This window comes from Rhodococcus sp. GB-02 (assembly GCF_053470465.1).
On sequence record NZ_JBPUKE010000001.1, the window covers coordinates 275,428 to 301,764 of the forward strand.

The window sequence follows — 26,337 nt, forward strand, 5'->3', positions numbered from 1 at the left end:
GTCAGTTTCCCCCTGTATCAGCAGCTTCGGCGGCAAGTTCGGTCTCCAGTTGCGCTTGTTGCTCACGCAATTGCGGTGTCTGCTCGGCGAAGACGTACCGGAACAGATCGAGCGGATCGTGTGGGCGGTCGACGTTCATGCCGGCGCGCAGTGTGGCGGCCTCGGCTTCTGCCTCTGCGGTCAGTGATTCCACGAACGCGCCGTCGATCAGATCGTGTGCGCGCAGATACTTTTCGAGACGCGGCAACGGATCTCGCCCCAGCCAGGCTTCCACCTCGGCGCTGTCGCGGTAGCGGGTGGCGTCGTCGGCATTGGTATGCGCGTCGATGCGATAAGTATGTGCCTCGACGACCACCGGTCCGTTGCCACTGCGGACGAAGCGCGCAGCCTCGTCCATGACGGCCATCATCGCGACGGGATCGTTGCCGTCGACCTGCTCGCTGCCGATCCCGTAGCCGACGCCCTTGTGCGCCAACGTCGGTGCTGCGCTTTGACGTGACAACGGGACGCTGATCGCAAATCCGTTGTTCTGCACCAGAAAGATCACCGGCGCCTTGAAGACGGCGGCGAAGTTCAGTGCTTCGTGGAAGTCACCCTCGCTGGTGGCCCCGTCACCGCAGAGCGCGAGCGCGACGGTCTTCAGGCCCCGTCGGGACTCCCCGTAGGCCACCCCCGCTGCATGCAGCAATTGCGTCGCCAGCGGGGTGCACTGCGGCGCACTGCGAAGCGCTACCGGGTCGTATCCGCAGTGCCAGTCGCCGGCAAGCATGCTCAGAATCTGCACCGGATCGACACCCCTGGCAGCCAACGCCATCGAATCCCGATAGGTGGGGAAGAGCCAGTCACTCGGCTCCAGACTCATCGCTGCCGCGATCTGACATGCCTCCTGCCCTCGCGAGGACGGATACACGGCCAGGCGCCCCTGTTTGGTCAGCGCCGTCGCCTGCTGGTCGAAGCGCCTGCCCAGGAACATCTTTCGATACATCTCGATCAGGCGATCGTCGCTCGGTTTTGCGTAGCGGGCCTCGCTGCGCGTCAGTTCTCCGGCAGGGTCGAGGTACTGCACCGCGGAATCGGCCGGCAGGAACTTTTGATACCGCAGTTCCCCCAAGGGCTCGACAAGAGTCACTTCTACCTCCAGAAGACGTTGTGTCCATCAGTATTCGCACTTCGACGACGTAATGGCAGAAGGCGTCGAAGATTCAAGACAAACGGCTTATCATGGGGATTCGGGCAGCAATATGTCCATCAACCGACTCAACTACCGAAGCAGGAATGGACAGATGGCCACCGAACCGCACGCTCTCGATGCGATCGACCGCCGCATCATCGCCGAACTGGTCGCAGACAGTCGCATCTCCATGCGTGCACTGGCCGAAAAGGCGCACATATCCCGCGCTCACGCCTATGTCCGCATCGAAAGGCTCGAGGACGCCGGAATCATCACCGGGTTCACGACGCGGATCGCCCACGAGAAGGCCGGGCTCGGCTCCTCGGCGTACGTGGCGCTCTCGATCAGGCAGCACTCGTGGCGGGGTCTGGCGGCATCCTTGAAGGCCCTGCCGTTTGTCGAGCATTTCTCCCTCCTCGGTGGCGACTTCGACGTTCTGGTGCTGGTCCGCGCCCCGGACAATCAGGAACTACGCCACACCGTTCTCGAACAACTCCAGGGGCTCGACGGGGTTCTCTCGACCAAAACGTGGCTGATCTTCGAAGAGGGAAACGGACCGGGGCCCAACTGGCTGCCCGCCTGATCCGTCTATAGTCGCCGTTAGCAGTTGCACACGGGAGGTGACTCGAATGGCCCTGTACGGATTGGGAATCGGTTGGCGTCCCGAGGTCTCCGGAATCATCGCGCAGCTAGACGGCCTGGCATTCTGCGAAGTCATTGCCGAATCCATCGGTAACGAGGTACCGCCGCACCTCGGTTCGCTGGGAGTTCCGGTGATCCCGCACGGAATCTCGCTCTCGCTTGGCGGAGCCGAGGCGGTAGATCAGGCACGGATCGATCACCTTGCGCATGCAGCCCGGCTACTGGGCGCTCCCTTGGCGAGCGAGCACATCGCCTTCGTGCGGGCGGGCGGCATCGAGGCCGGGCACCTGCTCCCACTGCCGCGCACCTACGAAGCCGTCGACGCCTTGGTATGCAACATCACCCGCACTCAGGACGGTCTACCGGTACCGTTTGCCGTCGAAAACGTTGCCGCCCTTTTCGACTGGCCCGACGACGAGTTGACCGAAGGGGAGTTTCTCGCGGAAATCGTCGAACGAACCGGGGCCCTGCTGGTTCTCGACATCGCGAACGTCTATGCCAATGCCCTCAACCGCGGGCGTGATCCGTGGGCCGAGCTGAGCCGACTGCCACTCGAGCGAATCGCATACTGCCACATCGCCGGTGGCAGTATCAGCGACGGCAAATACCACGACACGCACACCGATCCGGTGCCCGAAGCAGTGCTGGAACTCCTTGCGCAGTTCACCGCCGCCGGTCACCATCCCGCGATCATGCTCGAGCGAGACGGCAACTATCCGCCGGCAGTGGAATTGCTCGACGAGCTCGATGCCATTGCCGACGCAGCTGGTCTGGATCGCATCACGGCCGGCACCGATTGGTCACGCACATGAGCACGCTCGGTGAGCGTCAAGAGGCGCTGATTCGCGCTCTGGTGGCGGGCGGCGAACTACCCGAAGGCTTCGACAAAGACGATGCTGCCGTTGTCTCGACGGCACTGCTCCGAAAGCGCGCAGGAGAAGTGGCGCACCACCTTCCGGTCGTGCGCCACACCCTCGGCGATCGCTATCTTCGGTTGTTCACAGCGTGGGCGGACGGACGGCCGAAGACGTCTTCGCATGCGGATGCCCAGGCCTTTGTCGCCCACCTCCAGGACATCGGCGAACTGCCTCGCTCGCCCTGGCATCAGAGGTTTCGAAGGCTCTTACGCAAGTGAGACAACAGCTTCGCTGGTGTACATAAGGAACGTCATCGATTCCTGGAAGTACAGCTCGACGGAGTTCGCATCGTGCGAGAGATAGCCGATGGACAGGTCCTGGCCCAGATGCAGTTCGTAGTCGCCACCACGCGTCGACAGCAGGAAAGCGCCGTCGATGGCTGGGGCCCAGATGATCTCGCCGTCGAGAACGCGTCGCAGGTGCTCGCGGATGGGGTAGCCGTGATCGGAGGTCTCGTTGATCGCGGTGAACGCGTCGGCATTCAGGAGCAGTGAGTACGGTCCGTTGACACCGGCCAAGCGCAGCGACGTGATCGCCTGGCTGATGGCCTCCGGGTAGTCCTTGGCGTCGATGGGGAGCTTCAGTTCCGGGTTGGAACCGCTGGCCCGGACGCCGGTGATGCTGGCTGCGGGGTATCCCTCGAAGATGGCGCGGTCCTCGGCGAAAGCGATCTGCTTGGCCGCGTCCTTGACGGGCTGCCAGTCGGAGTCCTTGGCGCCGCGTTCGACGTCGTCGATGGCCTGTCGACTGATGGTGAACGGAACCCGCAGTTCGATGATCGGCTGCGACTGACGAGCATGTGCGATGACGCCGTCGGCCAAGGGATTGATCGGCACCTGATGCCCCAGCGGGATGGCCGCGAGATCGTCACCCGACGGTCCCTCCACGTCCACGACACGACGACCGGCGACGTGACGCTTGAAGGTACGGCTGGCCTCTTCCTCGATCTCGGCCCAGGCTGCTGCCGAAATGGGTGCTAGGTCGCGGTGCAGGTTTGTCATTGCTGGGCACTCCTTTTGAGGCTGCCGATTCCGAGAGAACCGTCAGAGATGGGCGCTGTGAACGTCGCTTCGGGAACGAGCCTGGTCGGCAAGTCCGGGGGATCGTCGAGAAAGTCCGCCGTCGGAACGAAGAAGTTGATTCCGGTGACGGCGGTGGAGAAGTCGAGAATGCGGTCGTAGTTCCCGACGGGATTCCCGATGAACATGTTGGTGAGCATCTGCTCGGTGACCGTCGGGGACGCCGAGTAACCGATGAAGTAGGTTCCCATTTCAGCGGAGCCGACGTGGCCGAACGGCATGTTGTCGCGCAGGATCTGGATCTGCTCACCGGATTCGTCCTCGATGACGGTGAGTGCGGTGTGGGAGTTGGCAGGTTTGGTGTCGTCGTCCATCTCGAGGTCTTCGAGCTTGGAGCGTCCGATGACGTTCTCCTGCTCCTCGACGGGCAGTGAGTTCCACTCAGACATGTCGTGGAGGTACTTCTGGACGATGACATAACTGCTGCCCGCGAAGTCCGGATCCTCGTCACCGACAGTGACCGCGACGTATGCGGCCTGCCCGGACGGGTTCTCGGTGCCGTCGACAAAACCCATGAGATCGCGTTGCTCGAAGTACTTGAACCCGTGGACCTCGTCGATCACCGACGCGGCGCCGGCCAACCTGTTGGTCACGACCGTGGCGAACTCGAAGCACAGGTCCATCTGACGGGCCCGGATGTGGAACAACAGATCGCCCGGCGTACGCGGAGCGTGGTGTTTGTCACCGGTCAACTCGACAAAAGGATGCAATTCTGCCGGCCGTGGCCCCTCGAAAAGCCGGTCCCACGCGTCCGAACCGATGCCGACGACGGCGGCCAAGCCACCTGCAGGCACCCGGAATCCGATCGAGCGCTGCAGCCCGGAAATATCCGCCAGAACGTCGTGAACTGCCTGCTCACCACCCTCGTCGATGGTGAAAACCAGGAAGATCGCAGCTTCCGTGAGCGGGGTCAGCAACGGCTGCGGTATCGCGGGAAGGGCCACCTCGGCCTCGTCGATCTCACTCGTTTCCGCCATGCAGACCAGTATGGACGATTCCGGCAGTCCCGGCATCAGTAGTGGGTAAGTCGCGTCAGGATGTCGCGTTACGGGGTTGCCGCCTGGGCGCCCGCGTCGAAGCCAGCCGGAATCTCGAAGATCTTTCCGTCGAACCCGGCGCGGTAGAGATGCCCGCCCGCGAAACCGGAATTGCCGCGCCCGTAGGTCAACACGCTCGACGCCTGCAGTCCGCTGGTGAGCGAGCAGTACTGGCCGGGTCCGTCGATCCGCCACACCTCACCACTGATGTCCGTGGGAACGATTGCGCGATCTCGCGAGTCCAGGGTCAAACCATCTGGGGCAGAGAAGGTTTCGAGACCGCCGAGATCGACCAACGATTCCGAATACCCTGGATTGTCGACGGAGATGCGGCTGACACCCGGGTTTGCGAACGTGCGCGAAACGTAGAGCCAGCGATTATCGGCGCTCAGGGCGGCGCCGTTTGCACTCGGGAAGGTTGCCCACGCCGGGTCGACGGCGCCGCCTGGGCTGACCTTACCGATCAACGAACCGAAATCGTTGGTGGCATAGATTGTTCCGTCGTGCGCGACGGCGAGGCCGTTTGCAGCGCTCAGACCACCGGCGATCGGCGTCACGGCACCCGAGTTCACGTCCACACGCGCGACCGACGCAGCACGCGTCAGATCGCCGATCAGCACGCCGGCGTTTGCTCCGGTACCCACCAGCAGTGAACCGTCCGGGCTCCACGCGAGTGCGCCCGCGCCGCCGGGAACCGTCGCGATCGGAACTGCAGCCTGACCAGGCGCGTCGACGCGGAAGATTCGACCACTCACCAGGTCTGTCGTGTACAGGCGACCCTGCCCGTCCACGGTGACACCCTCGAGGGCTGCGCCCGGAATCTGGGCGCTGAGGATTGCGGGGGACGATCCAGGGCAGGGCGGCGCGGCCGCGGCACCGGACACACCCAGAGCCAGAAGCGAACCGGCAACAAGAGCACCGGTGATACCTACCCGAATACCGCGATCGAAGATCCTGGTGCGCATCTGCGCAACGCTAGACCTTCGGCCCGATTTCGCCTAGAGCGACCGAAGGAAAGAGATCAAAAGTTCATTGACCTCGGTAGCACGTTCCTGTTGTACGAAGTGCCCCGCGCCGCTGAGAAGGTGCACACCCCGCAGGTCGGGGACGGTGTCCTTCATGCGGTCCAATGCCTTGGGGCCGCTCATCGCGATGACCGGATCCTCGGCGCCCGCGACGAAGAGCGTCGGGACGTCGATGTGCGCTCCGTCCAGATCCGCGCTGCGTTCCCAGTTGGCGTCGTACGCTCGGTACCAGTTCAAGCCACCTGTGAAACCTGTTGCAGTAAAGGCCTTTACATAAACATCCAGATCGTCCTCGGTGAGCCACGACCACGGCAATGCAGGACCCTCGGGAAGTACGTCGAGGTAGCCGTTTCCTTCGGACGCGTTCTTCCAGACGTCAAGGTACCGGTAAGCCCCGGAGAGGGCATGGAAGAGCCGTTGAAGGAATTCACGTGGACGGGCGTCGAGTTCGCGCTCCGCGACACCCGGTTCTTGGAAATAGTGAATGTGCAGAAAATGCTTGCGCGCCATCGCGGCGTAGATGGTCGAGGGTTTTGCGGGGAACCTGTCGGGCGCATAGGGGACCGCCAACGAGACAAGCCCCGCAACACGATCGGGGTGGCGCAGAGCGGTGGTCCACGCGACGGGCGCGCCGAAATCGTGGCCGACGAACACCGCTTTGTCGATTCCGAGAGCGTCGAGTAGGTCGGTCAGCCGGTTCGCGACGGCATCGTTGGTGTAGTCGTCGACGGTATCCGGGCGCGTGGTGCCGCCGTACCCGGGCATGTCGAGCGTAATCGCTCGAAAGCCAGCTTCCGCCAACGCTGCCGACTGATGGCGATAGCTGCACCCGAGGCCGAGAAAGCCGTGACACATAATCACAGCTGTCCCAGAACCGGAATCGTCAATCTGCCAACGGAATCCGTCGACATCGATCGTTCTCACCGTCATGTCAGGCGGTGATCATGTCTTCCTGGTTCCAGAATGCGCGCATCGACAGGATCTTTCCGTCGTCGTCGAAGGTCATGACGTCGATGGGTGCGATGGTCAGCGTCTGCTCGCCGAGCTTGGTGATCAGCGAGAAGTGGAATGCCGCTTCATTTCCGGCAATGCGGAGGGTCTGAAGGTGAGCTTCCTGGTCGAAGTTCTCGATCACAGAGTAGAACTCGAGAATGGACTCGCGGGTGGTGCGCACGTCGGTGCCCACCGGATCTTCGACGGTTGCACCCTCGGCATACAGGGCCACAACCTGGGCGGCAGTGCCCGTGGCAACTGTCTCGATGTAGGCGTCGACGGTCTTGCGGATTACCTCTGCGGACGGTGCCATGGTCTACCCCTCGTAGTTAGAACAGGTTCTAATTCTGAGGATAACCTACGTCCCTGATCCACGGGTCAGGTTTCGAGCACCTTGCGCAGCCGGGCCTTCTTCCGGTTCTCCCGCACGATCCAGACGACATCGGCGTCGTCCGACGCCTCCAGGGAGACGAACGCCGGCAGTGCATTCTCCGGATCCGCTGCGACCGCGACGCTCCAGCAGTACCCGAGCGCCTGGCGGAGAGTGCGTGTGTCGGCTTCACGACGGGCATCAGCTGGTTGTGCGACGATCCACTCGGTGGCGTCTCGGCACACCTGAACGGCCAGCGCAGCGTTCACCTTGTCCTTGAGCAACCGCGGCTCGCAGATCCCGGCGGCCGCTGCGCGAAGCGTCAATGGATGGGCGGAACGTGCCCACTGCTCGATGATCGCCCGCAACAATTCCGGATCAGTGTCACCTATCGCCTGAACGGCCATCGCGGCAGCTTCACGTGCACGCCACGACGCACTAGTGGTTGCCTCCGTCAGACTGTCCAGAACAGCCTTGTCGCGTGAACGAACGAGGATGAACCCGAGCCCGACGATCCCACAGCAGCGGATGTATTCGTCTTCGGACTCCACCGCCCACAGAACGTCGTCACTGTCGGCGCCGCGCGCGAACTCGAGCATGAGCGCGAGGTTCGCACGCGGGCCGGGCAATCCTGAACGCTCCTTCAGGTAACTCCACAGTTCATCGCCGTCCAGATCCGCGAACGTCATGGGAGTCCTGCTTTCTCGAGTGCGGGTGCACACATCATTTCACCGAAGGCCCTCTCACGAGGGGAGTTCGAAGCTCACTTGCTTGCGTCGACGCGCATAGAGGAACCCACCGACAAACGCGAGCACCAGTACTCCGGTCATCACCACGGCCAGTACGTTGCCACCCAGAAGAAGCGGGAGGTTTCCGGCAATGGCGATCGCAAATCCGATGAGGCCGACGAGCCCCAGGCTCGGGGCAAGTTTGGTGTGCCAGAAACGCTGATCAACTTTCGTACGACGAAAGAAGACGAGAACTGCAAGGCACGTGAGCAACATGAGAGCCACGATCCCCACCGTTGCGACACCGGCGAACCACGCGAAGATCTGTGTCACCGGATCCAGACCGATGACGATGCAAGCGCCGAGAAGCACCAGAGCACAGCAGGATTGCACCACTGACGCGATGTGCGGCGAACCATGCACGCGGTGCGTACGCCCACCTGCGCCCGGCAGAACGCCGGTGTTCGACAGAACAAAGATGTATCTCGCCAAGACGTTATGGAGAGACAGAACTGCGGCAAAGAGACTGGACACCAACAAAATTTGAATCAGATGGGCCGTCACCGATCCGGCAAAGTCGGTGGCAGTGGTGATCAACATGCCGTCGGGGTCGGTACCCGCAATGTCCACGGCACCCGTATCACCCCAAGCCGTCACGACCGCCCAACTGGAGAGAGCATAGAAGCCACCGATAAGGATCAAGGCGGCGTACGTCGCTCGTGGGATCGTCCGCGCCGGATCCTTCGCCTCGTCGCGGAAGATCGCCGTGGACTCGAAGCCGATGTAACCAGCAAGCGCGAATACCAATGCGACGCCCGGGGATCCGGAGAAGATCTCCGACGGGGAGAACATCGCCGTCGACGGACCTTCCGGACCACCGTCGGCGATAATGAAAGCGTCGAGAACGACGACGATCCCGACCTCTGCGATCAACAGGATGCCGAGCACCTTGCCCGACAATTCGATATGACGAAATCCGAGGACGGCGACCAGAGCCAACGAGGCGAGCGAGAAGATCCACCACGGCACCTCCGGACCACCGTACGAGGTGATCAGCGAACTCATTGCCGGGCCGAGGTAGCCGTATACAGCCAATTGCACTGTGCTGTAACTGACAAGCGCCAACATCGCACTGCCGACGCCGGCACCACGGCCGAGACCATGTCCGATGTAGAGATAGAACGCTCCGGTTCCCGGGATGTAACGCGACATCGCGGTGAATCCGACTGCGAAGAGCAGAAGTACACCGGTTGTCACGGCGAAGGTCATGGGGAAGCCCGCACCGTTGCCCCCGGAAATGCCCAGCGGCACAAGCCCACTGATCACAGTCAGGGGAGCGGCCGCGGCAACGACCATGAGGACTATCGAACCGGTACCCAGCGAGCCTCGAAGAGTTCGGTCATCGCCGGATGCATCGCGCGAAGCATTGACGGAAGTATGGGTCATACCGGCGATGTTAGAACCATTGAAGTCGATTCGGGACCCAATTCACAAAACTTTTACTTGCGAAAAACGGGACGAACCGTCCGTTCGTCGCGCTCCCGTCAGCCTTCTTCCTGCAGGGCCAAGCGTTTGAGCTCGTCTTTTGCGTGCAGAATGTGACGTTCCATCGCCTCCGCCGCGCGAGCGCTGTCGCCCCGCTTGATCGCCTCGAAGATCTCCTTGTGCTCCACTCTCGAAGCCTCGACCTGGTCTTCGAACACGAGATGATCGACGGGGACGAACATTTCGCCGCGAGCTTCGACCACAGCGGCCTCCAACCTGCTGTTTCCCGCCGCTCTGGCGATACCGCCGTGGAACCTGGCGTCACAAGCCCGGAACGATCCCCGACTTCCGGAAACCCCCAATTGCTCAATGGATTCGAGCAACTCGAGAAGATGACGATCGGTTCGCCGGACCGCCGCGAGGCTTGCCGTTCGCATTTCCAACCCGATACGGAGGTCGACGATCTCGTCGATATCTGCTTCGCGCGCTTTCAACTGGCCAACCCAGTCTTCATAAGGCCTGGTCAACTCCGAAACGAACGATCCGCCCGTGGCTCCTCGCCGCACCTCGATGTATCCCATCGCCTGAAGGATTCGGATGGCTTCTCTCACACTGACTCGACCGACTTCGAGTTGCTGAGACAGTTCACGCTCGGACGGCAGGCGATCACCGGGACTGAGCGCGCCGCTGTGAATGAGCAGTCGCAAGCGTCGAGCGATATCCTCCCCCAACGTCGGTGCACTGACCATGAATTCGATGGCCGGCAGCTTGTCGATCTGCACGTCTCGTACCCCCTACTCGGCGCCTGGACCGACTCTTACGCTTCGTCTTGACTTACGAAATCGAACGCTCCCATTCGCAACTGTCCTTGAATAGATACAGCAGCGCGCGGCACTTCGAACCCGTTACCCCAACTTTACAAGCCAAACTCTAGCGAAAAGCCATTCAATGGTTCTATGCTCGCTCCTATGACCCAATTCACGATGACGGCGGAAGCCCTCCCCGCCATGCCCCTGATCGGAGTCACCGGCCGCATCGACCGTGGCGGGCCGTCACTACCCAACGTCGTCGGCGACGCGCTGATGGAAATGTTCTTCACCGATTTTCCCTCGAAGATCCGCGCCGCTGGTGGTCAACCGATCCTGCTGAGCATCCACAGTGATCCGCGCCGAATCGTCGAGCATCTCGACGCCCTCGTCCTCAGCGGTGGTTCCGACGTGGACCCCAGGCGATACGGCCGCACCCCCGGACCCAACTCCTCGATGATCGACCCCGCTCGGGACGAATTCGAGTTCGCCCTGGTCGATGCGGCCTGGGAAATCGGACTGCCGATCCTGGGAGTGTGCCGCGGACACCAGGTCGTCAACGTCGCCCGCGGGGGCACACTGATTGCCGACCTTCCCACCGACGCCGGTGAGGCGCACAGCTTCTTCGGCTATCCGCGTTCCTACCGACCACAACAGGTCGCCCTGGAGTCCGGATCCATCCCATACAGTCTGTTCGGCAACAGCATTCACGTGAACAGCCTTCACCACCAGGCAGTGGATACCCCGGGGAACGGGTTGCGGATCGTCGGACGCGCGCTCGACGGCGTCGCCGAAGCCATCCAGGCCGACGATCGCCCCGTGGTGGGCGTGCAGTGGCACCCCGAATTCTTCGTCGACATCGACCCGCTCTTCTCGTGGCTCGTCGACGCTGCAACCTCTCGCCAGACCGATCCTTCTCGCCAGACCGATCATCACAGAATGGAAGACAACAATGTCACGTACGCATGAGAACAAGGTCGCCCTCATCACCGGTGCAGGTTCCGGAATCGGCCGCGGTATCGCACTGCGCCTTGCCTCCGACGGTGCCCGCGTCGCGGTCGTGGACCTTCACATCGAAAGTGCAAAAGAGACCGTCGCACTGATCGAATCGCAGTACGGCACACCCGCGCTCGCTCTCGAGGCCGACGTGCGCGACCGCGCCGCCGTGAGCGCCGCTTTCGAGGCCACCGTCGCCGAATGGGGACGCTTCGACTACCTCGTCAACAACGCCGGTCTGATCACGATGAGTTCTCTGGAGAACCTCACCGACGAAGAGTGGGATCTCGTCCTCGACGTCAATCTCAAGGGCATGTTCATCGTCACGCAGATCGCCACCCCGTACTTCCGCGACGGCAACAGCGGCGCTGTGGTGAACTTGTCGACGGTGGAAGCGGACGTCGTCGTGTCCTCTCAGGGCTTCGCCCAGGTCCACTACAACGCGTCGAAGGGTGGAGTGAAGATGCTGACGAAGGCTCTGGCCGTCGAACTCTCGCGGTACAACGTACGGGTCAACGCAATCGCCCCGGGCCCGGTCCCCACCGCCTTCCTACCTGGCATAGACGTCTCCTCCGGCGAAGTTCTCGACTTCATGAAGTCCAGGCTCCTGGTGCCGCGCGTCGGACGCCCCGAGGACATGGGTGCTGCAGTCTCCTTCCTCCTGTCCGACGACGCCTCCTACATCAGTGGAGTCCAACTGCCCGTCGACGGCGGATGGCTCGCCCGATGAAAGGCCGGCTCACCACAGCCGAGCTGGCCGAGTCCGACATCGACACCGTCCTCATCGCCGGTATCGACCTCTACGGACGATTGATCGGCAAGCGGGTCCCGACGCGAATTTTCCTCGGGAACATCGACGAGGGCCTGCATGTGTGCACCTGCGTATATGCCTGGGATGCCAACCAGCGCATGGACAAACTGGTTGTCGACTACGCCGGCGGGCACACCGGCTGGCACGACTTCCGCTTGCAACCTGATCTGGGAACACTACGACGCGCGTCGTGGCTGGAGTCCACTGCCATCGTCATCGCCGACTCGGTAGACGAACACACCGGCGAGCTGGTCCCGATCGCACCGCGCACGATCCTGCGCAAACAGATCGACAAGCTCGAATCCGACGGTCACACCGTCTATGCGGCAACGGAACTCGAGTTTCACCTCTATCGGGGTACCCCCGACGCGTTGAGGCGAAGCGGCTATCGGGATCTCGAACCCACCACCCTGGTGCCCTCGGACTACACCATCACCGCCGGCAATGCGATGGAACCCTTCTTCCGCAAGGTACGAACCGCCCTGGAGGAGAGCGCAATTCCCGTCGAGGTCTCTCAGGTCGAGTACGGGCTGGGCCAGTGGGAGATCAACCTCGAATACGGAACGGCTCTCGAGATGGCCGACCGCCATGTGCTCTTCAAGCAGGTGGTCCACGATGTCGCGGCGGCGGAAGGGCTCACTGCGACCTTCATGGCACGCCCGAGCACCGACGGCATGGGCTCGTCGTGTCATATTCACGCGTCCATGCGTAGCGACGACACCTTCCCGTTCCACGACGAAAACGCAGAAAACACGGCGAGTGCCGAACTGCTGCACGCGGTCGGCGGCGTTCTCGAACATTGTCCGGAACTCATGCTGTTCTACACGCCGACCATCAACTCGATGCGCCGGACCAGAGCCAGCCACGACTTCTCAGGGAACGGCTTGACCTGGGGTTTCGACAACAGGACGACGACCTGCCGACTCATTACCGGGGCGCCGTCCGCCAACCGTCTCGAAATGAGGCTGCCAGGGGCGGACGCAAATCCGTATCTCGCACTCGCCGCCGTTCTGGCGTCGATGAACGACGGCCTGAGCCGAAAGCTCGATCCCGGCGCACCGGTACGACGCGACGGGTACAGCGACACGGACACACTCGAGAAGGTGAAGCAGCAACCGCTGCCCAGCACACTCGACGAGGCGGCGCGTGCGCTCGAAGCCAGTGAGTTCGCACTCGCGGCGTTCGGCGCCGAGGTCGTGTCGCACTACGCGGCTGTCGCCAAGGACGAATGGGATTCCTTCATGTCCGCGGTCACCGACTGGGAACGCGAACGCTACCTCGACAACATCTGACCTACACACGATTTCGCCACGAAGGACAGTCATGACCACTTCATGCTCACTCGTGCCCCAGAACAACACGATCGACGGAAACGTCGAACCACCGGCTATCGAACTCGGCGAATTTCTCTCCGATCCCGACACCGGAGAGAAACTGCAAGCCCAACTCTCGTCTTCCGCCGAACAGGTGGAGAGGGTAATCACCGCCGCGGCAGAACTCCATCGATCGGGTGTCTGGACCCGTCGATCGGTAGCCGACCGAGTGCTCTTACTCGAGAGAACTGCCGAACTTGTCGAGGAACGAACAACGGCGATCGCTCGTGAGGACTCAAAGAACAACGGTCTCCCCCTATCGATCAGCACGCTGTTCGCGGGCGGACTTCCCGATCTGTTCCGTAGTGCTGCAAAGCATCTGGAAGACTCCTCGGGGTTCGAGCAGTTCGCGTCGGGCGCACAACTACATCGGCTGGCTTGGGGCCCGACCGCTGTGATCGCACCGTGGAATGCACCGAGCTTCATCACCGCGAAGAAGACCGCATTCGCATTGGCCGCGGGCGCTCCTGTCATCGCCAAGCCCTCCAACTGGGCTCCGTCAGGACCCAATGTGCTTGCAGAAGCGATCTCGCGTGCCATTGCCGAACTCGACGCACCGAGAGCTCTGTTTCAACTCGTTCACGGAGGCGGGGACGTCGGGCATCTACTGGCCGCCGATCGACGAATCCGAGCACTGGCGTTCACTGGCGGCCGAGCAGCCGGCAGTTCCATCGCCTCTGCGGCCTCGGCCGACTTCAAGGCGCTTCAACTCGAACTCGGCAGCAACAATCCCGTGATCGTCCGCGCCGACGCCGATATCGATCTGACTGCGACCGCACTCGTCGACGGGTTCACCAAACTCAACGGGCAATGGTGTGAGAGTCCGGGAAGCGTCTTCGTGCCGCCGCACCTTCACGACCGTCTTGTCGACGCAATACTCGACCGCACGGCCGAAATCGCGCTCGGACGAACCGGTGACGACAACACTACGATGGGGCCGCAGGCGAACGAGCCTCAACTGCAACGAATGCGCGCGACTGTCGACTTCCTCCACGGCGTGGGCGGCACAGCTGTCTCGAGCACTCCTGTGCCGGACCTTTCCGGATGGTTCTTCCCTCCGACAGTGGTGCACGGGATCTCGTCGGAGCATACCAAGATGGAGACCTTCGGGCCGATCCTGACCGTGCACCGAGCATCTACCGACGAGCAGGCGCTGCTCGAGGCCAACGCTCTCGATACCGGCCTGGCCGGATACGTGTTCGGCGCCGACGTCGACGCCGCTCGTGAACTTGCGACCCGAATCGAGTGCGGTGAGAACAAGATCAACAGCACCAGTCTCCTGGACCTCGACGACCACTCGACCCAGAGTTTCTGGGGCGGAAGCGGTATCGGCGCACACGGCGACAAAGAGCTTCTCGACTTCTTCCGGGGATCGCGAATCGTCGGAGTCGATGCGCCCGGGCTGCCTCTCTAAGCCGAAAGAGGTCGTGGGAATGGGTGAATCGACACGGGTTGGCACCATGGTCGTCGAATGCCATGACACCGCAGCAGTTCTCGCCCGTATTTCTTCGCTGGGGTGGAAGCTTGGCGTAGACGTCGTCAGTCTGTCCACGTGGGTGTCCGTGACATCGCCGGGAGTCACCGGAATGTCGATCGCGTACCGTTGTCCGGCAACCATCTCCGACGCCATGTTGATCAAGCGTCTCAACAAGATCATCGGGATAGTTCGCATCAAGACGGACCACGGCCCGTTCGTTCCGGTGACACCACAGGTCGGCCTACACGTCACCGCGACTTTCCAACGCGTCGATCCAGTGGCGCTGGTGGCGTACCGGTACGGCGCAACAGTGTGCAGTCAAGCGAACAACGTTCTGTCGGTACAACTCACCACCACCCGATCGATCGCGGACACATTCGTCTCTGATCTGGCACAAGTTGCGGAGCGGCCGCTGCGGGGTGAGATCTCGCTGCAGAAGATTCATCTTGCATGACATCGAGGTGCGACCATGGAGATGCGCGGCTACGGGCGTTGGCCCGTAGCCGCACGTCATCGCATGATCAGTGAGCCGGAAGGAGGGACGTTTCCTGCTGCATGCCGTCTTCTGCGCCGATCTGGACGATGTTTCGCGGCAGGAATACGGCTGCGATCGCACCGAGAACTGCTGCAGCAGCACCGATCAGGAACGCGATGCGCATGCCCTCGTCGGTGTAGAACACAGCGCCCTCCATCGCCATCGCGATGTGCGAGTTCAAGACCGTGAAGGCGATGACGGGAAGCACAGCGGGGAAGATGCTCTGGAAGACCGCAACCATGCTCGCCGTGGTTGCCTGCAACTGCGGCGGCACTGCCTCGATGAGCAGGTTCGGGATAGATGCGTAGCCCATACCCATTCCGACACCGAAGATTCCGGCAAAGATGATGAGCAGCGGCTTGTTGTCGTGAATGGTGGCCGTCAAGGTGAATCCGACTGCCATGAGGATCATCCCGATGATCATCAGCAGACGCGGTCGGATGTTGCGGCCCACGAGGAAACCTACGATCAAGCCGCCGACCACCACCATGCCACCAAGGGGCGCCTGGAAGATCGCGAATCCCTCTGCCGTGACGCCGAATCCGTATCCCAGGCCGAGAACTGCTGGGGTCATCACCATCATCGGTAGCAGAATCGTGAAGACTCCCGAGGCGCCGTAGCAGAACCCGGCACCGACGGCGGTGAGCATCACCGAACGCTTGCCGAAGTAGCGCAGGTCGATCAAGGGCTCACGGATGGCTCGGGCAGAGGCAACCCAAGCCACCAGCAGTGCGACGCCGCCGATCAGGTAGGCCAGTGTCGAACCGTTCTTCCAGCCCCAGGTCGGCCCGAAGCTGACGCCGATCAGAATTCCGGCGATGCCCGATCCGAGCAGTACCGCACCGATCAGGTCCAGCGAAGAGCGCAGTCGCACAGCTGATTCCGCCGTCGAAGCGAAAATCATGCCACCGAGCAGAACCAAACCGATGACGAAGAACCAGAAGATGCTCCGGAACCCGTGGTTGTCGATCAACCAACCGGTGAGGAACGGCGCCGGAATCGCGATCAGACCCATGCCGGAGGTCGCGATACTGACAGCCAAGGCAACGGTTTTCGGCGGAAACACGTCGCGGATGAGGGAGTAACTCAAGAACAGGCAGGGAACGAGTAGGCCCGTCAGCGACCGGCCCAGAATCAAGACGGCATAGCTCGGCGCAATCGCCGAAATGAACGATCCGACCGCTGCACCGCCGACCGCCAAGAGCAGGACTTTACGTTTGCCGTACATGTCGGCGAGCTTGCCGAGCAGAGGAGACGCGACCGCGCCCAGCAGCAGGAACGACGTGAGCAGCCAAGCTCCCTGCGTCGTTTGATAATGCACCGAGATGGCGGGCAGCGCAGTGGAAATCATCATGTAGCTCACCGCGAGCATTTCGAGAAGTAGAACGATCGACGCCAGCGAGAACACCAGTCGCGGAGTCCACCGCTCCGGCATCGACGTCGATTCGGGCAGACTGGGAGACGAGCCGTCGCTGTGGACATGAGACGCCATGGCTGGAGAATCCTTTCGGGACACCTGCGAATTCGATTGACCCCCTGCCGAATACCGTCGGCCGGGGCCTTGCGGGGAAGTGCAGTGGAACGACAGCTACCGTTCTCGGCAACGTGTTACCTGCATCACAGCCCTCGCGTCGAACACGCGCTACAGAATGTTCCGCGGAGCGGGAGAATCAGGACAACGACTGATTGGCTCCAGATACGACTGTGCGCCGTTTCGGTAGCGGTAACTACCAAAACGGCGCACGTGCGCGAAGCGCCTACAGAACTATGTTCACCATCTTGCCCGGCACAACGATCACCTTGCGTGGTGCGTTGCCCTCGAGCAGCGCGACGATCTTCTCGTCGGCCAGGGCGATCTCCTCGACAGCCTTGCGATCGGCATCCGCCGGGACGCTGATGCGGCTACGGACCTTGCCGTTGACCTGGATCGGGTACTCGACGGTGTCCTCGACGAGCCACTTCTCCTCGACAGCGGGGAAGGGGCCGTGCGCAAGAGATTCCGTGTGCCCCAGACGCGACCACAACTCTTCCGCGAGGTGCGGCGCCAGGGGAGCGAGCATCAGTACCAGCGGCTCGACGGCAGCACGCGGCGCGCCACCCGGGAACGCCTTGGTGAGGTGGTTGTTGTACTCGATCAGCTTCGCAGCGGCCGTGTTGTCGCGCAGCGCCGTGTAATCCTCGATGACACCGGAAATCGCCTTGTTGAGCGCACGCAGCGTCTCCTCACCAGGAGCTTCGTCGGTGACACGGGGCTTGCCGGTCTCCTCGTCGATGACGACGCGCCACACTCGCTGCAGGAATCGCGCAGCACCGACGACATCCTTGGTTGCCCACGGACGCGAGGTGTCCAGCGGACCCATCGACATCTCGTACACACGCAGGGTGTCTGCACCGAACTCGGCGCAGATCTCGTCCGGCGCAACGGCATTCTTCAGGCTCTTGCCCATCTTGCCGTACTCGCGGTTGACCTCGGCGCCCTCGTAGAAGAACTTGCCGTCACGCTCGACGACCTCTTCTGCGGGCACGTAGACGCCGCGGGCATCGGTGTACGCGAATGCCTGGATGTACCCCTGGTTGTAGAGGCGGCGGTACGGCTCGCTCGAGGACACGTAGCCCAGGTCGAACAGGACCTTGTGCCAGAAGCGCGAGTACAGCAGGTGCAGCACCGCATGCTCGACGCCGCCGACATACAGGTCGACTCCACCGGGATCGTTGGGGCCGTGCAGTTCCGGACGGGGACCCGTCCAGTACGCCTCGTTCTGCGGGTCGCAGAAGGCGTCCTGGTTAGTGGGGTCGATGTAACGCAGCTGGTACCACGAGCTGCCCGCCCACTGCGGCATGACGTTGGTGTCGCGGTGGTAGGTCTGCAGTCCGTCGCCGAGATCGAGCTCGACGTTGACCCAGTCGGTCGCCTTGTTCAGCGGGGGAGAGGGCTCGGAGTTGGCATCGTCCGGATCGAAGGACACGGGTGCGTAGTCCTCGACCTCCGGAAGCACCACGGGCAGAGCCGAATCCGGCAGGGCGTGCGCGTTGCCGTCCGCGTCGTAGACGATCGGGAAAGGCTCGCCCCAGTAACGCTGACGCGCGAAAAGCCAGTCGCGCAGCTTGTACTGGATTGTGCCCTTGCCCTGGCCGCTCTCCTCGAGGCGACTGATGACGGTCGCCTTGGCCTCGGCTACGTCCAAACCGTCGAGGTAGTCGGAGTTCACCAGCGGGCCGTCACCGGAGTACGCAGCCTCCGAAACATCGCCACCGGCAATAACTTCGAGAATGTCCAGACCGAACGCGTTCGCGAACTCCCAGTCACGATGATCGTGTCCCGGAACTGCCATGATCGCGCCGGTGCCGTAGCCCGTCAGAACGTAGTCGGCGATGAAGATCGGAACCTTGTGTCCGTTGACCGGATTGACGGCGTAGGAACCGAGGAAGACGCCCGTCTTCTCCTTATTTTCCTGACGCTCCAGGTCGGTCTTGGCGGCAATCGACTTACGGTATGCAGCAACAGCTTCCGCCGGAGTCGTGGCACCGCCAGTCCAGCGTGCGTCGACACCATCAGGCCACTCGTCCGCAACGAGCTTGTCCACCAGATCGTGCTCGGGAGCCAGCGTCACGTAGGTGGCGCCGAACAGCGTGTCCGGACGGGTAGTGAACACATCGACGCCGTATTGGCCTGCGGCAAAAGTAACCTCGGCGCCGTAGGAGCGTCCGATCCAGTTGCGCTGCATGGCCTTGACCTTGTCCGGCCAATCCAGGTACTCGAGGTCGTCGACCAGGCGGTCTGAGTACGCGGTGATGCGCATCATCCACTGCTGGAGATGCTTACGGAAGACTGGGAAGTTTCCGCGGTCACTACGACCGTCGGCAGTAACTTCCTCGTTGGCCAGGACGGTACCCAAACCGGGGCACCAGTTGACCATCGAATCCGACTGGTAGACAAGGCGGTACGAGTCCAGAACCTTGGCCTTCGCGGCCACGTCCAACGAAGCCCACTCGCGTCCGTCTTCCAGAGCGCGCTCACCGGAATCGAACTCGGCTTCCAACTCCGAGATACGACGCGCCTTGCCGGCTTCCTTGTCGTACCAGGCGCCATGGATCTGCAGGAAGATCCACTGCGTCCAGTGGTAGAAGTCGACATCCGTCGTCGCGAGGCTACGACGCTCGTCGTGTCCCAGACCCAGGCGTCGCAGCTGGCGCTTCATGTTGGCGATGTTGGACTCGGTGGTGGTCCGCGGGTGGGTACCCGTCTGCACGGCGTACTGCTCGGCCGGGAGCCCGAAGGCGTCGTAGCCGAGGGTGTGCAGGACATTGCGGCCCTGCATGCGATGGAAGCGCGCGAAGACATCCGTGGCGATGTATCCGAGTGGGTGACCGACGTGCAGGCCCGAACCCGAGGGGTACGGGAACATGTCCTGAACGAAGAGCTTGTCGGCAGGAACACCGTCGGGCGAGGAGAGCGGACCGACCGGATTGGGCGCGTTGAACGTGCCTTCCTCACTCCAGCGGTCCTGCCAGTGCTGCTCGATCTGGCCGGCGAGCCCCGCGGTGTAGCGGTGCTGCGGAGTTGCGTCGGCTGGTGAATCGGGGGACTGCGGAGACTCGGTCACTATGGTCGCTATCTACTTGGCTGACGGAAATACCGATAACCAGGGTAGAGCCTGCGCGACCCGGGCATACCATCAACTCCACTCGCGCCTATCCTGTATGGGTGATCGTTGTCGCTGTGGTGCTATTCGTGCTCGCTGTCGCCGTCGGTGGAGTTGCTGTCGCCGGACTGATCGGCAAACTCCCGCGCAACCGCTGGGCCGGTGTCCGCACCGAAGATTCCCTGCGGAGCGAGGAGTCGTTCGCCCTCGCCAACAAGGTGGCCGGTCCGACCATGCTCGCGGCCGCCGGAATGTTGGTCATCGGCGGAGTCGCAGCACTGACCATCGGCGGAGTCTTCGGCGTCGCGGTCGCGATCATCGCCGTCGTCGTCGCCGTCCTCACTGCCGGTTTCGGTGGAGGCATCGGTGCCCGCGCTGCCGCCGCACTCCCGCAGCAGAGCGGATGCGGTAACGACTGCAACTGCGGCGGACACTCCGAGCCTGCCGCAGACGAGCAGGTGGCGGAGACCCCCGAGGCCAAGGCGAACGCTGCCGCTTGCGGCACCGCTTCCTGCGGTGCCTGCGCGCTCAAGGATGCTTGCCAGCCGGCTCATTGATTCACGTGAAACATCGCGTGGTCGACCCGGCCGGGGTCGTATTCGGGCTAGTCGTTCCGCTGTTGTGTGCGGTCTTCGGCTTCGTCCTGACAAAAATGTGGGAGCCTCGCCTCCCGGAGCAGATCGCGACTCACTGGACCACTACCTCGCCGGACGGGTTCTCCACCCCGTCTTCCAACGCGTGGACCATTGCACTTCTGACGCTGCTCTTCGGTGGCGGTCTCAGCGCAATTGCCGCTCTTGCTCCCGCGATGTTGATGATGCGTCGATTCATGTTGGTTGTCGGACTGAGCGTGGTCGGGCTCATCACGACAGTGAACTTCGCTCTGCTCTACACCCAACTCGATGTCACCGATCCGACTACGACGTCACTCCCGCTGTGGTCTCTCGGTGTCGGCTTTGTCGTCGGCGCGGTGCTGGGTTGGATCGGTGCCTCATTCCTGCGCGACTACCGCGTCCGCACGCTTGCCGCGACCAAACCATCGGCCGGGTTGCCACGAAGCAGCTGCCCTTTACCCATCTCCGACGACGTCGGATTCAGCACCCAGGGTTCGGTGATCATCACTGCGATCACTCTGGCACCCGGAGTCGTCATGGCGTTGTCGATGCGGTCACTCTGGCCGCTGTTCATCTTCGGGACACTCGGACTGCTCGTCGTCAGCCTGGTGCGCTTCCGGGTGATCGTCGGCGACCGGGAAATCCGGGTGATCAACATGGGGATGGCTGCGATGACCTACGGCATCGATGAAGTTGTCGGAGCCGACGTCGCGGAAATCAAACCGTTCGCGGACTTCGGCGGCTGGGGACTCAAGGCCAAGGGTCGTCGCAACTACGGCGTCGTCACCCGCACCGGGCCGGCGGTGGTCGTCACCTTCGCCGGTGGCGACCGGCTCACGATCACAACACCGAGGGCCGAAGACATCGCCGGGTCCCTCAACCGATTGGCCGACGCCCGGACTCGGTAACCGCCGAGCCTGAACCGATCGCTTCCTGAGTCTTTTCCAGGTACCCACACGCCGCCGCCCTGGCTTTGCTGACATCTCGTTCGGCAATGGCTTCGGCGACTCCCCGGTGATGCGAGGACGTCAGCGACGGCGGATGCACCCCTTCGGTCACCTCGTAGGTGGCGCGAACGGTTTCGAGGATCCCGGCAAACAGATCTTTCAGAACCGGATTGTGAGCGGCATCGACGACGGCAATGTGAAATGCGAGATCCACGTCGACGAAGTTCTCCGCTGGGATGTCACGCTTGGCGGCCAGCTCACGAAGTGTCCGAACGTCGTCGTCGCCGCGACGCTCACACGCCAAGCGGACTGCTTCCATCTCGAGCGCACGACGCACTTCGAAGACGTATTTCATCTCGTCGACGGACGCGTGTTTGCCGAGCAGGCCGCCGATGTCGGTCCGAGCACGCACGAAGGTCCCTGATCCGCGACGGATCTCCAGGACTCCCGTAGAGGTCAATGTCTTGATCGCTTCGCGCACGGTGTTCCGGCCGACGCCGAGAACACTCATCAACTCCGGCTCGGTCGGAACACGGTTGCCAACGGTCCAGGCGCCGTCGGAGATCTGCGCGCGCATCCAGTCGAGGGATTGCTCGTACGCGGACTCCTTGCGAACAACGGTCATCTACTCATCCTCACAGCATTCGCGGCGATCATTCCACTCACCTACGATACGTAGGACGACCCATGTATTTTCGAACTCAGTCTTCAGGAGGGGCTTCCCACGTCCGCCACCGCTGTCGCCACCGAACAACGCACACGCCGCACCAACCGACACTTCTACGGCGTGGGCTACGTCCTCACCGTGATCCTTCTGGGCGCGAACATGCCCACCTCCGTCTACGGGCTGTACCGGACCGAGTTCGGATTCACGCCCACCATCCAGACGCTCATCTACGGCGTCTACGTCGCCGGCCTCGTTCCGGCGTTGCTCTTCTTCGGACCGCTGTCCGACGCCCTCGGTCGACGAACCGTGCTTCTGGCTGCGCTCGCACTGAGCGTCGTCGGCACGCTCGTCCTGGCATTCGCCGACGCGACGGTGTGGTTGTTCGTCGGACGCGTCGCTCAGGGCATCGCGGTGGGCGCAGCCAGTGCGGCGGGCAGTGCCGCACTGGTGGAGCAGGAACCGAAGTTCGATCACCGACGGGCAGCGCTCGTCTCGACGGTGACGGGTGCGTTGGGCGGTGCACTCGGACCACTCGTGTCCGGTGCGATCGCCCAGTACCTTCCACAACCACTGCGGTTGCCGTATCTGATCTTCCTTGTCGCGTTCATCCCGGCACTGATCGTGTTGCTGCTAATGCCGCGGATCGGGGACGTCACACGCCCGAAGCGGTTCTTTCAGATGCCGCATGTTCCCGCCACCATTCGAGAGACGTTCTGGCTCAGCTCGCTCGCCGTCGCGCTGTCGTGGGGCGCAGTCGGGCTCTTCCAGTCGGTGGTCCCGTCGTGGATGACCAGCCTGCTGAACATCGACAACCTCCTACTCGGCGGCGGGGCAGCTGCACTGGTCATGATCTGCTCGGTGATCGCGCAGCTCGGCGGGAGTCGCATGGACCCGAGGACGTCCGTCACCGTCGGACTGGGGATCCTCGCCCTCGGAATGATCGGCCTACTCGTGGTCGACCTCGTCCCCAGCCTTGCGCTGCTGAGCGTCATCACCGTCGTGGTCGGCGCCGGACACGGTCTGGCCTTTGCCGGCGGCATGAAGCGAGTCAACGCCGCCGCCCGAACCCACGCCCGGGAGAGCCACGGCGGAGTTCTGGCCGCGTTCTTCACCGTCAGCTACGCGGGACTCGCGATTCCGTCGATCATCGCGGGTATCGCCATCACCATCCAGGGAATGCAGACGGCCATCATTGAACTGTCGATCGTCGGGACGCTGCTGTGCCTGGCCGTGATGGGCTTCAACCTTCGTGGGGCTCGAGAGACCCGTCGACGCACGCCGTTATCCTTAGCCAGGTGAAGTTTCTCAGTAGGTTCTACATCGACGGGTTCATCCTCGGCATCATCATCGCCGGCGTGCTCGGAAGTGTGTTCCCGGTATCGGGTACCGCGGAGAGCATTCTGAACTGGGCCACCAAGATCGCCATCGGCTTCCTGTTCCTGCTCTACGGCGCACGGCTCTCGCCGCAGGAAGCGTGGAAGGGCGTCAAGCACTGGCGACTGCACACCGTCGTCCTCGCGGCGACGTTCGTGCTGTTCCCACTGATCGGCCTAGCACTGCGATTCCTGTCGCCGACCCTGATCAGCGACGACCTCTACACCGGCATCCTTTACATGTGCCTGGTTCCGTCGACGGTTCAGTCGTCGATCGCGTTCACCTCGATCGCCAAGGGGAACGTCGCGGGCGCGATCGTCAGTGCGTCGTTCTCCAACCTGATCGGCGTCTTCGTCACGCCGCTGCTGGTGGTTCTGCTGATGAACACCACCGGCCAGGCGACCGTCGACTTCTCGTCGATCCTCGACATCGTCGTGCAGCTGCTGATCCCGTTCATCGTGGGCCAGCTGATCCGCCCACTGGTGATCGGATGGCTGCAGAAGTACGCCGAACCCACCAAGTACGTCGATCGCGGATCGATCCTCCTCGTTGTCTTCGCCGCCTTCAGTGAAAGCATGAAAGAGGGGATCTGGAGCACCATCACGATCTGGCAGATCGTGATCCTCACAATCGTGTGCTGCCTGATCCTCGCGCTGGTTCTCGGCGTGACCACCTTCGCGGGGCGCAAACTCGGCTTCGATCTGCCCGATCAGATCGTCATCATCTTCTGCGGGTCGAAGAAGTCATTGGCAACGGGCCTACCGATGGCAGCTGTGCTGTTCGCGGGCCAACCCGTCGGCCTGATCGTGTTGCCGCTGATGATCTTCCATCAGATCCAACTGATCGTCTGCGCTGCGATGGCGCAACGCTTCGCGAATCGGGATCCGGTCAGCGTCAGCTAGCGAGCAACTCGTCTCGGGTCGCATCGACGCAGCCACAACCGCCCTGCAGTTCAGCACAATCGATGGACAACGCATGACGGACCGATGCCAGGTCGACGCAGTTCTCGCCGGTGCATTCGAGCGATCCGTCGGCATGTCGCAGCAAAGAATCGTGGCAGTGATCGACATCCGAAACACAATCCGCGCACTGGATCTGACGCTCAGCGATCATTCCTGCCACCTCTCTCGAAAACGATGACACAGGAATATCATCGGCCTCCGACAGGTCAGTTCCGTTCGACCTCGATGGGGTGGCTGGCCAGCATTGCCACGGGGAGCGGCTGGCGTCGTAGCACCCGCGCCCAGACATCGACTCGGGGCGGCGTCAGCACATCCGACGGCAGTGAGCTGATCACCATCCAGTCTTCACGCTCGAGTTCCGAATCCAGCTGCCCCAGAGTCCAACCCGAGTACCCGGCAAAGATGCGGATCCCTTCGACCAGAGGAGCGATGACCTCCGGGTCCGAGTCCAGATCCACCATGACTACCTTGCCGTCCACCCGCCGCAGGCCGGCGACGCCGTCGATCCGTGCACCGTTGCGAGCGATGCCCAGGCACAACGCCGAGTCACGCTTGACTGGTCCACCGATGTACAGCGCCGAAGGATGCGCGGTCAACGGCGACCACTGCGGCAGCACGTTCTGCACGGCCGTCTCACTCGGCCGATTGACGACGACGCCCAGGCTCCCGGCGTCGTTGTGCTCGATCATGTAGATGACGGTGCGGCGAAATGCAGGTTCCGTGAGATCGGTCGACGACACCAACAAACTGCCCGGACGAACCTCCGGTTCTATCCAGGCCATTCGATCCTCGGGTTCTTCTGCGTGCGACACAAAGACATCATCTCACCGACGACTGCGTGCGGTGGAACGCAGACACAGGCGTGTTCAGGTCAGACCCGCCACATCGGCGAGTAGTGCCAAATGCCGCTCGAAAATCTCACCCGCGTCGGTGAACGTGTCGCTTCCGTACTGCCCGAACACCTCGAAGTTCACCGAGCCGAACAGCGATACCCAGACGAGAGTTGCGCGCACCGCGGCATCCGGCGGCAGGTCGGTGCCCAGTTCTTTCCGCACTCCCTCGAGGTCCGTTGCCAGCGTGTCACTCAGGTCCGGGCCCCCTCGCACCGTGAGTGCACCCGCGCGATGGGCGCCGTCGATGATCCCGATCAGCCGGGTCACGACGAGGGTGCCAGGGCCGGTGGTCTGCTCGCCCGGAGCGTCGTAGCCTGGGACGGGGCTGCCGAACAGCAGACCGTAGCGGGCCGGTTCCCGGATCGCCCAACTCCGGACGGCACGCCCGAGAGCAACGAACTGTCCTCGAAAATCTTCTGCTGCAACGGCATTCACGGCGGCGTCCACTTCCGCGCCCAATTCCGTGTACCCGTCCACCACCAACAAAGTCAGCAGTTCGTCGCGACTGGCGACGTAGCGGTACACCGCTGAGGACACGACTCCCAGATCGCGCGCGACGGCCCGCAAGGACAAAGCTGCGGCGCCGACGGCAGCAAGATGCTCGCGTCCGATCCGGGTGATGTCCTGAAGCGTCTGTTCGCGCGCCCGCTCGCGGGGAGTCCCAACCATGAGTCCATCTTGCCCCATGATCGAGAGCAGTATCAACAAAAGAGAGCACTGCTCTTGACAGTACTTGGACACGGGTGCATTCTTAAAAACGAGAGCAGTGCTCTCAGTTCACCCGAAACGAAA

Annotated in this window: 27 protein-coding genes; 13 read left to right on the forward strand and 14 right to left on the reverse strand. The window is 62.5% G+C overall.

Annotation, left to right across the window (positions count from 1 at the left end):
• Window position 1: 1 nt before the first annotated feature.
• Entirely contained in the window at window positions 2–1,129 is a 1,128-nt protein-coding gene (pdhA, locus tag ACSW29_RS01370) for a pyruvate dehydrogenase (acetyl-transferring) E1 component subunit alpha (protein WP_448276181.1), read from the reverse strand.
• Between the two features lie 154 nt (window positions 1,130–1,283).
• Between pdhA and ACSW29_RS01375 the strand changes: the two genes are divergently transcribed.
• From ACSW29_RS01375 to ACSW29_RS01385, 3 genes are read left to right on the forward strand one after another with little or no spacing between them, the layout of a single operon-like run.
• Window positions 1,284–1,754, forward strand: a complete 471-nt coding sequence (locus ACSW29_RS01375) for an Lrp/AsnC family transcriptional regulator (RefSeq protein ID WP_230816236.1) — start codon at window positions 1,284–1,286, stop codon at window positions 1,752–1,754.
• A gap of 46 nt (window positions 1,755–1,800) precedes the next feature.
• On the forward strand, window positions 1,801–2,625 hold the full coding sequence (locus tag ACSW29_RS01380; RefSeq protein WP_448276182.1) for a DUF692 domain-containing protein: 825 nt from the start codon (window positions 1,801–1,803) through the stop codon (window positions 2,623–2,625).
• Complete coding sequence (locus ACSW29_RS01385; RefSeq protein ID WP_019746170.1) at window positions 2,622–2,948, forward strand: hypothetical protein; 327 nt, start codon at window positions 2,622–2,624, stop codon at window positions 2,946–2,948. Before ACSW29_RS01380 ends, ACSW29_RS01385 begins: the two co-directional genes overlap by 4 nt.
• On the opposite strand, the gene ACSW29_RS01390 is transcribed toward ACSW29_RS01385, so the two are convergent.
• The 8 genes from ACSW29_RS01390 to ACSW29_RS01425 all read right to left on the reverse strand — a co-directional run bounded on the left by ACSW29_RS01390 (window position 2,937) and on the right by ACSW29_RS01425 (window position 10,229).
• Complete coding sequence (locus ACSW29_RS01390) at window positions 2,937–3,731, reverse strand: family 1 encapsulin nanocompartment shell protein (protein WP_230816233.1); 795 nt, start codon at window positions 3,729–3,731, stop codon at window positions 2,937–2,939. The genes ACSW29_RS01385 and ACSW29_RS01390 overlap by 12 nt on opposite strands.
• Window positions 3,728–4,786, reverse strand: a complete 1,059-nt coding sequence (locus ACSW29_RS01395) for a Dyp-type peroxidase (protein WP_230816232.1) — start codon at window positions 4,784–4,786, stop codon at window positions 3,728–3,730. Before ACSW29_RS01395 ends, ACSW29_RS01390 begins: the two co-directional genes overlap by 4 nt.
• Window positions 4,787–4,854: 68 nt before the next feature.
• Complete coding sequence (locus ACSW29_RS01400; protein ID WP_317827075.1) at window positions 4,855–5,811, reverse strand: SMP-30/gluconolactonase/LRE family protein; 957 nt, start codon at window positions 5,809–5,811, stop codon at window positions 4,855–4,857.
• Between the two features lie 33 nt (window positions 5,812–5,844).
• The gene (locus tag ACSW29_RS01405) at window positions 5,845–6,801 is read right to left on the reverse strand and encodes an alpha/beta fold hydrolase (protein ID WP_448276183.1); all 957 of its coding nucleotides are present in this window, start codon (window positions 6,799–6,801) and stop codon (window positions 5,845–5,847) included.
• 1 nt (window position 6,802) lies between these two features.
• Window positions 6,803–7,177, reverse strand: a complete 375-nt coding sequence (locus ACSW29_RS01410; RefSeq protein WP_003942502.1) for a nuclear transport factor 2 family protein — start codon at window positions 7,175–7,177, stop codon at window positions 6,803–6,805.
• Between the two features lie 65 nt (window positions 7,178–7,242).
• Window positions 7,243–7,923, reverse strand: coding sequence for a hypothetical protein (locus tag ACSW29_RS01415; RefSeq protein ID WP_230816228.1), 681 nt, complete (start codon window positions 7,921–7,923; stop codon window positions 7,243–7,245).
• Between the two features lie 54 nt (window positions 7,924–7,977).
• Window positions 7,978–9,408 (reverse strand): APC family permease, encoded by a 1,431-nt coding sequence (locus ACSW29_RS01420; protein WP_317827078.1) that lies wholly within the window; start codon window positions 9,406–9,408, stop codon window positions 7,978–7,980.
• Window positions 9,409–9,506: 98 nt separating this feature from the next.
• Window positions 9,507–10,229 (reverse strand): FadR/GntR family transcriptional regulator, encoded by a 723-nt coding sequence (locus tag ACSW29_RS01425; RefSeq protein ID WP_007729085.1) that lies wholly within the window; start codon window positions 10,227–10,229, stop codon window positions 9,507–9,509.
• A 186-nt stretch (window positions 10,230–10,415) separates the two neighbouring features.
• Here ACSW29_RS01425 and ACSW29_RS01430 point away from each other — a divergent pair, with 186 nt between their 5' ends.
• From ACSW29_RS01430 to ACSW29_RS01450, 5 genes are read left to right on the forward strand one after another with little or no spacing between them, the layout of a single operon-like run.
• Window positions 10,416–11,222 carry a gamma-glutamyl-gamma-aminobutyrate hydrolase family protein gene (locus ACSW29_RS01430; protein ID WP_448276184.1) on the forward strand — a complete coding sequence of 269 codons (807 nt, stop codon included), beginning with the start codon at window positions 10,416–10,418 and terminating at the stop codon, window positions 11,220–11,222.
• Window positions 11,206–11,979 (forward strand): SDR family NAD(P)-dependent oxidoreductase, encoded by a 774-nt coding sequence (locus ACSW29_RS01435; RefSeq protein ID WP_021332597.1) that lies wholly within the window; start codon window positions 11,206–11,208, stop codon window positions 11,977–11,979. The genes ACSW29_RS01430 and ACSW29_RS01435 overlap by 17 nt, the downstream gene beginning before the upstream one ends.
• A complete protein-coding gene (locus ACSW29_RS01440; protein WP_448276185.1) occupies window positions 11,976–13,352 on the forward strand; it encodes a glutamine synthetase family protein in 1,377 nt (458 codons plus the stop codon). Before ACSW29_RS01435 ends, ACSW29_RS01440 begins: the two co-directional genes overlap by 4 nt.
• Before the next feature lie 31 nt (window positions 13,353–13,383).
• Window positions 13,384–14,847 (forward strand): aldehyde dehydrogenase family protein, encoded by a 1,464-nt coding sequence (locus ACSW29_RS01445; RefSeq protein WP_448276187.1) that lies wholly within the window; start codon window positions 13,384–13,386, stop codon window positions 14,845–14,847.
• 19 nt (window positions 14,848–14,866) lie between these two features.
• Complete coding sequence (locus tag ACSW29_RS01450) at window positions 14,867–15,364, forward strand: hypothetical protein (protein ID WP_347872394.1); 498 nt, start codon at window positions 14,867–14,869, stop codon at window positions 15,362–15,364.
• A gap of 67 nt (window positions 15,365–15,431) precedes the next feature.
• On the opposite strand, the gene ACSW29_RS01455 is transcribed toward ACSW29_RS01450, so the two are convergent.
• On the reverse strand, window positions 15,432–16,880 hold the full coding sequence (locus tag ACSW29_RS01455; protein WP_448277389.1) for an MFS transporter: 1,449 nt from the start codon (window positions 16,878–16,880) through the stop codon (window positions 15,432–15,434).
• 322 nt (window positions 16,881–17,202) lie between these two features.
• A complete protein-coding gene (leuS, locus tag ACSW29_RS01460) occupies window positions 17,203–20,049 on the reverse strand; it encodes a leucine--tRNA ligase (protein ID WP_448276188.1) in 2,847 nt (948 codons plus the stop codon).
• Between the two features lie 101 nt (window positions 20,050–20,150).
• On the opposite strand from leuS, the gene ACSW29_RS01465 reads away from it, so the two are divergent.
• Both ACSW29_RS01465 and ACSW29_RS01470 read left to right on the forward strand, forming a co-directional pair.
• The gene (locus tag ACSW29_RS01465) at window positions 20,151–20,645 is read left to right on the forward strand and encodes an SdpI family protein (protein WP_230816221.1); all 495 of its coding nucleotides are present in this window, start codon (window positions 20,151–20,153) and stop codon (window positions 20,643–20,645) included.
• A gap of 5 nt (window positions 20,646–20,650) precedes the next feature.
• Complete coding sequence (locus tag ACSW29_RS01470; protein WP_448276189.1) at window positions 20,651–21,610, forward strand: DUF1648 domain-containing protein; 960 nt, start codon at window positions 20,651–20,653, stop codon at window positions 21,608–21,610.
• Here the strand turns inward: ACSW29_RS01470 and ACSW29_RS01475 are convergent.
• Window positions 21,579–22,274 carry a FadR/GntR family transcriptional regulator gene (locus tag ACSW29_RS01475; protein WP_317827086.1) on the reverse strand — a complete coding sequence of 232 codons (696 nt, stop codon included), beginning with the start codon at window positions 22,272–22,274 and terminating at the stop codon, window positions 21,579–21,581. The genes ACSW29_RS01470 and ACSW29_RS01475 overlap by 32 nt on opposite strands.
• Window positions 22,275–22,436: 162 nt before the next feature.
• Between ACSW29_RS01475 and ACSW29_RS01480 the strand changes: the two genes are divergently transcribed.
• The 3 genes from ACSW29_RS01480 (at window position 22,437) to ACSW29_RS01490 (ending at window position 24,830) form a co-directional block, all read left to right on the forward strand.
• Entirely contained in the window at window positions 22,437–23,615 is a 1,179-nt protein-coding gene (locus tag ACSW29_RS01480; protein WP_448276190.1) for an MFS transporter, read from the forward strand.
• On the forward strand, window positions 23,612–24,592 hold the full coding sequence (locus tag ACSW29_RS01485; RefSeq protein WP_230816217.1) for a bile acid:sodium symporter family protein: 981 nt from the start codon (window positions 23,612–23,614) through the stop codon (window positions 24,590–24,592). Before ACSW29_RS01480 ends, ACSW29_RS01485 begins: the two co-directional genes overlap by 4 nt.
• Before the next feature lie 73 nt (window positions 24,593–24,665).
• The gene (locus ACSW29_RS01490) at window positions 24,666–24,830 is read left to right on the forward strand and encodes a hypothetical protein (RefSeq protein ID WP_448276192.1); all 165 of its coding nucleotides are present in this window, start codon (window positions 24,666–24,668) and stop codon (window positions 24,828–24,830) included.
• 28 nt (window positions 24,831–24,858) lie between these two features.
• On the opposite strand, the gene ACSW29_RS01495 is transcribed toward ACSW29_RS01490, so the two are convergent.
• Complete coding sequence (locus tag ACSW29_RS01495; RefSeq protein ID WP_347872400.1) at window positions 24,859–25,464, reverse strand: YqgE/AlgH family protein; 606 nt, start codon at window positions 25,462–25,464, stop codon at window positions 24,859–24,861.
• Window positions 25,465–25,518: 54 nt separating this feature from the next.
• A complete protein-coding gene (locus ACSW29_RS01500; protein WP_347872401.1) occupies window positions 25,519–26,214 on the reverse strand; it encodes a TetR/AcrR family transcriptional regulator in 696 nt (231 codons plus the stop codon).
• Window positions 26,215–26,337 lie beyond the last annotated feature (123 nt).

Bases quoted from the DNA above. Each gene is read 5' to 3' on its own strand.
- ACSW29_RS01475 (WP_317827086.1), bottom strand. From the start codon at position 22,274: ATGACCGTTGTTCGCAAGGAGTCCGCGTACGAGCAATCCCTCGACTGG.
- ACSW29_RS01420 (WP_317827078.1), bottom strand. From the start codon at position 9,408: ATGACCCATACTTCCGTCAATGCTTCGCGCGATGCATCCGGCGATGAC.
- ACSW29_RS01380 (WP_448276182.1), top strand. From the start codon at position 1,801: ATGGCCCTGTACGGATTGGGAATCGGTTGGCGTCCCGAGGTCTCCGGA.
- ACSW29_RS01445 (WP_448276187.1), top strand. From the start codon at position 13,384: ATGACCACTTCATGCTCACTCGTGCCCCAGAACAACACGATCGACGGA.
- ACSW29_RS01405 (WP_448276183.1), bottom strand. From the start codon at position 6,801: ATGACGGTGAGAACGATCGATGTCGACGGATTCCGTTGGCAGATTGAC.
- ACSW29_RS01410 (WP_003942502.1), bottom strand. From the start codon at position 7,177: ATGGCACCGTCCGCAGAGGTAATCCGCAAGACCGTCGACGCCTACATC.
- ACSW29_RS01455 (WP_448277389.1), bottom strand. From the start codon at position 16,880: ATGCCGGAGCGGTGGACTCCGCGACTGGTGTTCTCGCTGGCGTCGATC.
- ACSW29_RS01490 (WP_448276192.1), top strand. From the start codon at position 24,666: ATGACGGACCGATGCCAGGTCGACGCAGTTCTCGCCGGTGCATTCGAG.
- ACSW29_RS01435 (WP_021332597.1), top strand. From the start codon at position 11,206: ATGTCACGTACGCATGAGAACAAGGTCGCCCTCATCACCGGTGCAGGT.
- ACSW29_RS01450 (WP_347872394.1), top strand. From the start codon at position 14,867: ATGGGTGAATCGACACGGGTTGGCACCATGGTCGTCGAATGCCATGAC.
- ACSW29_RS01500 (WP_347872401.1), bottom strand. From the start codon at position 26,214: ATGGTTGGGACTCCCCGCGAGCGGGCGCGCGAACAGACGCTTCAGGAC.
- ACSW29_RS01395 (WP_230816232.1), bottom strand. From the start codon at position 4,786: ATGGCGGAAACGAGTGAGATCGACGAGGCCGAGGTGGCCCTTCCCGCG.
- ACSW29_RS01390 (WP_230816233.1), bottom strand. From the start codon at position 3,731: ATGACAAACCTGCACCGCGACCTAGCACCCATTTCGGCAGCAGCCTGG.
- ACSW29_RS01385 (WP_019746170.1), top strand. From the start codon at position 2,622: ATGAGCACGCTCGGTGAGCGTCAAGAGGCGCTGATTCGCGCTCTGGTG.
- ACSW29_RS01440 (WP_448276185.1), top strand. From the start codon at position 11,976: ATGAAAGGCCGGCTCACCACAGCCGAGCTGGCCGAGTCCGACATCGAC.
- ACSW29_RS01415 (WP_230816228.1), bottom strand. From the start codon at position 7,923: ATGACGTTCGCGGATCTGGACGGCGATGAACTGTGGAGTTACCTGAAG.
- ACSW29_RS01400 (WP_317827075.1), bottom strand. From the start codon at position 5,811: ATGCGCACCAGGATCTTCGATCGCGGTATTCGGGTAGGTATCACCGGT.
- ACSW29_RS01430 (WP_448276184.1), top strand. From the start codon at position 10,416: ATGACCCAATTCACGATGACGGCGGAAGCCCTCCCCGCCATGCCCCTG.
- ACSW29_RS01375 (WP_230816236.1), top strand. From the start codon at position 1,284: ATGGCCACCGAACCGCACGCTCTCGATGCGATCGACCGCCGCATCATC.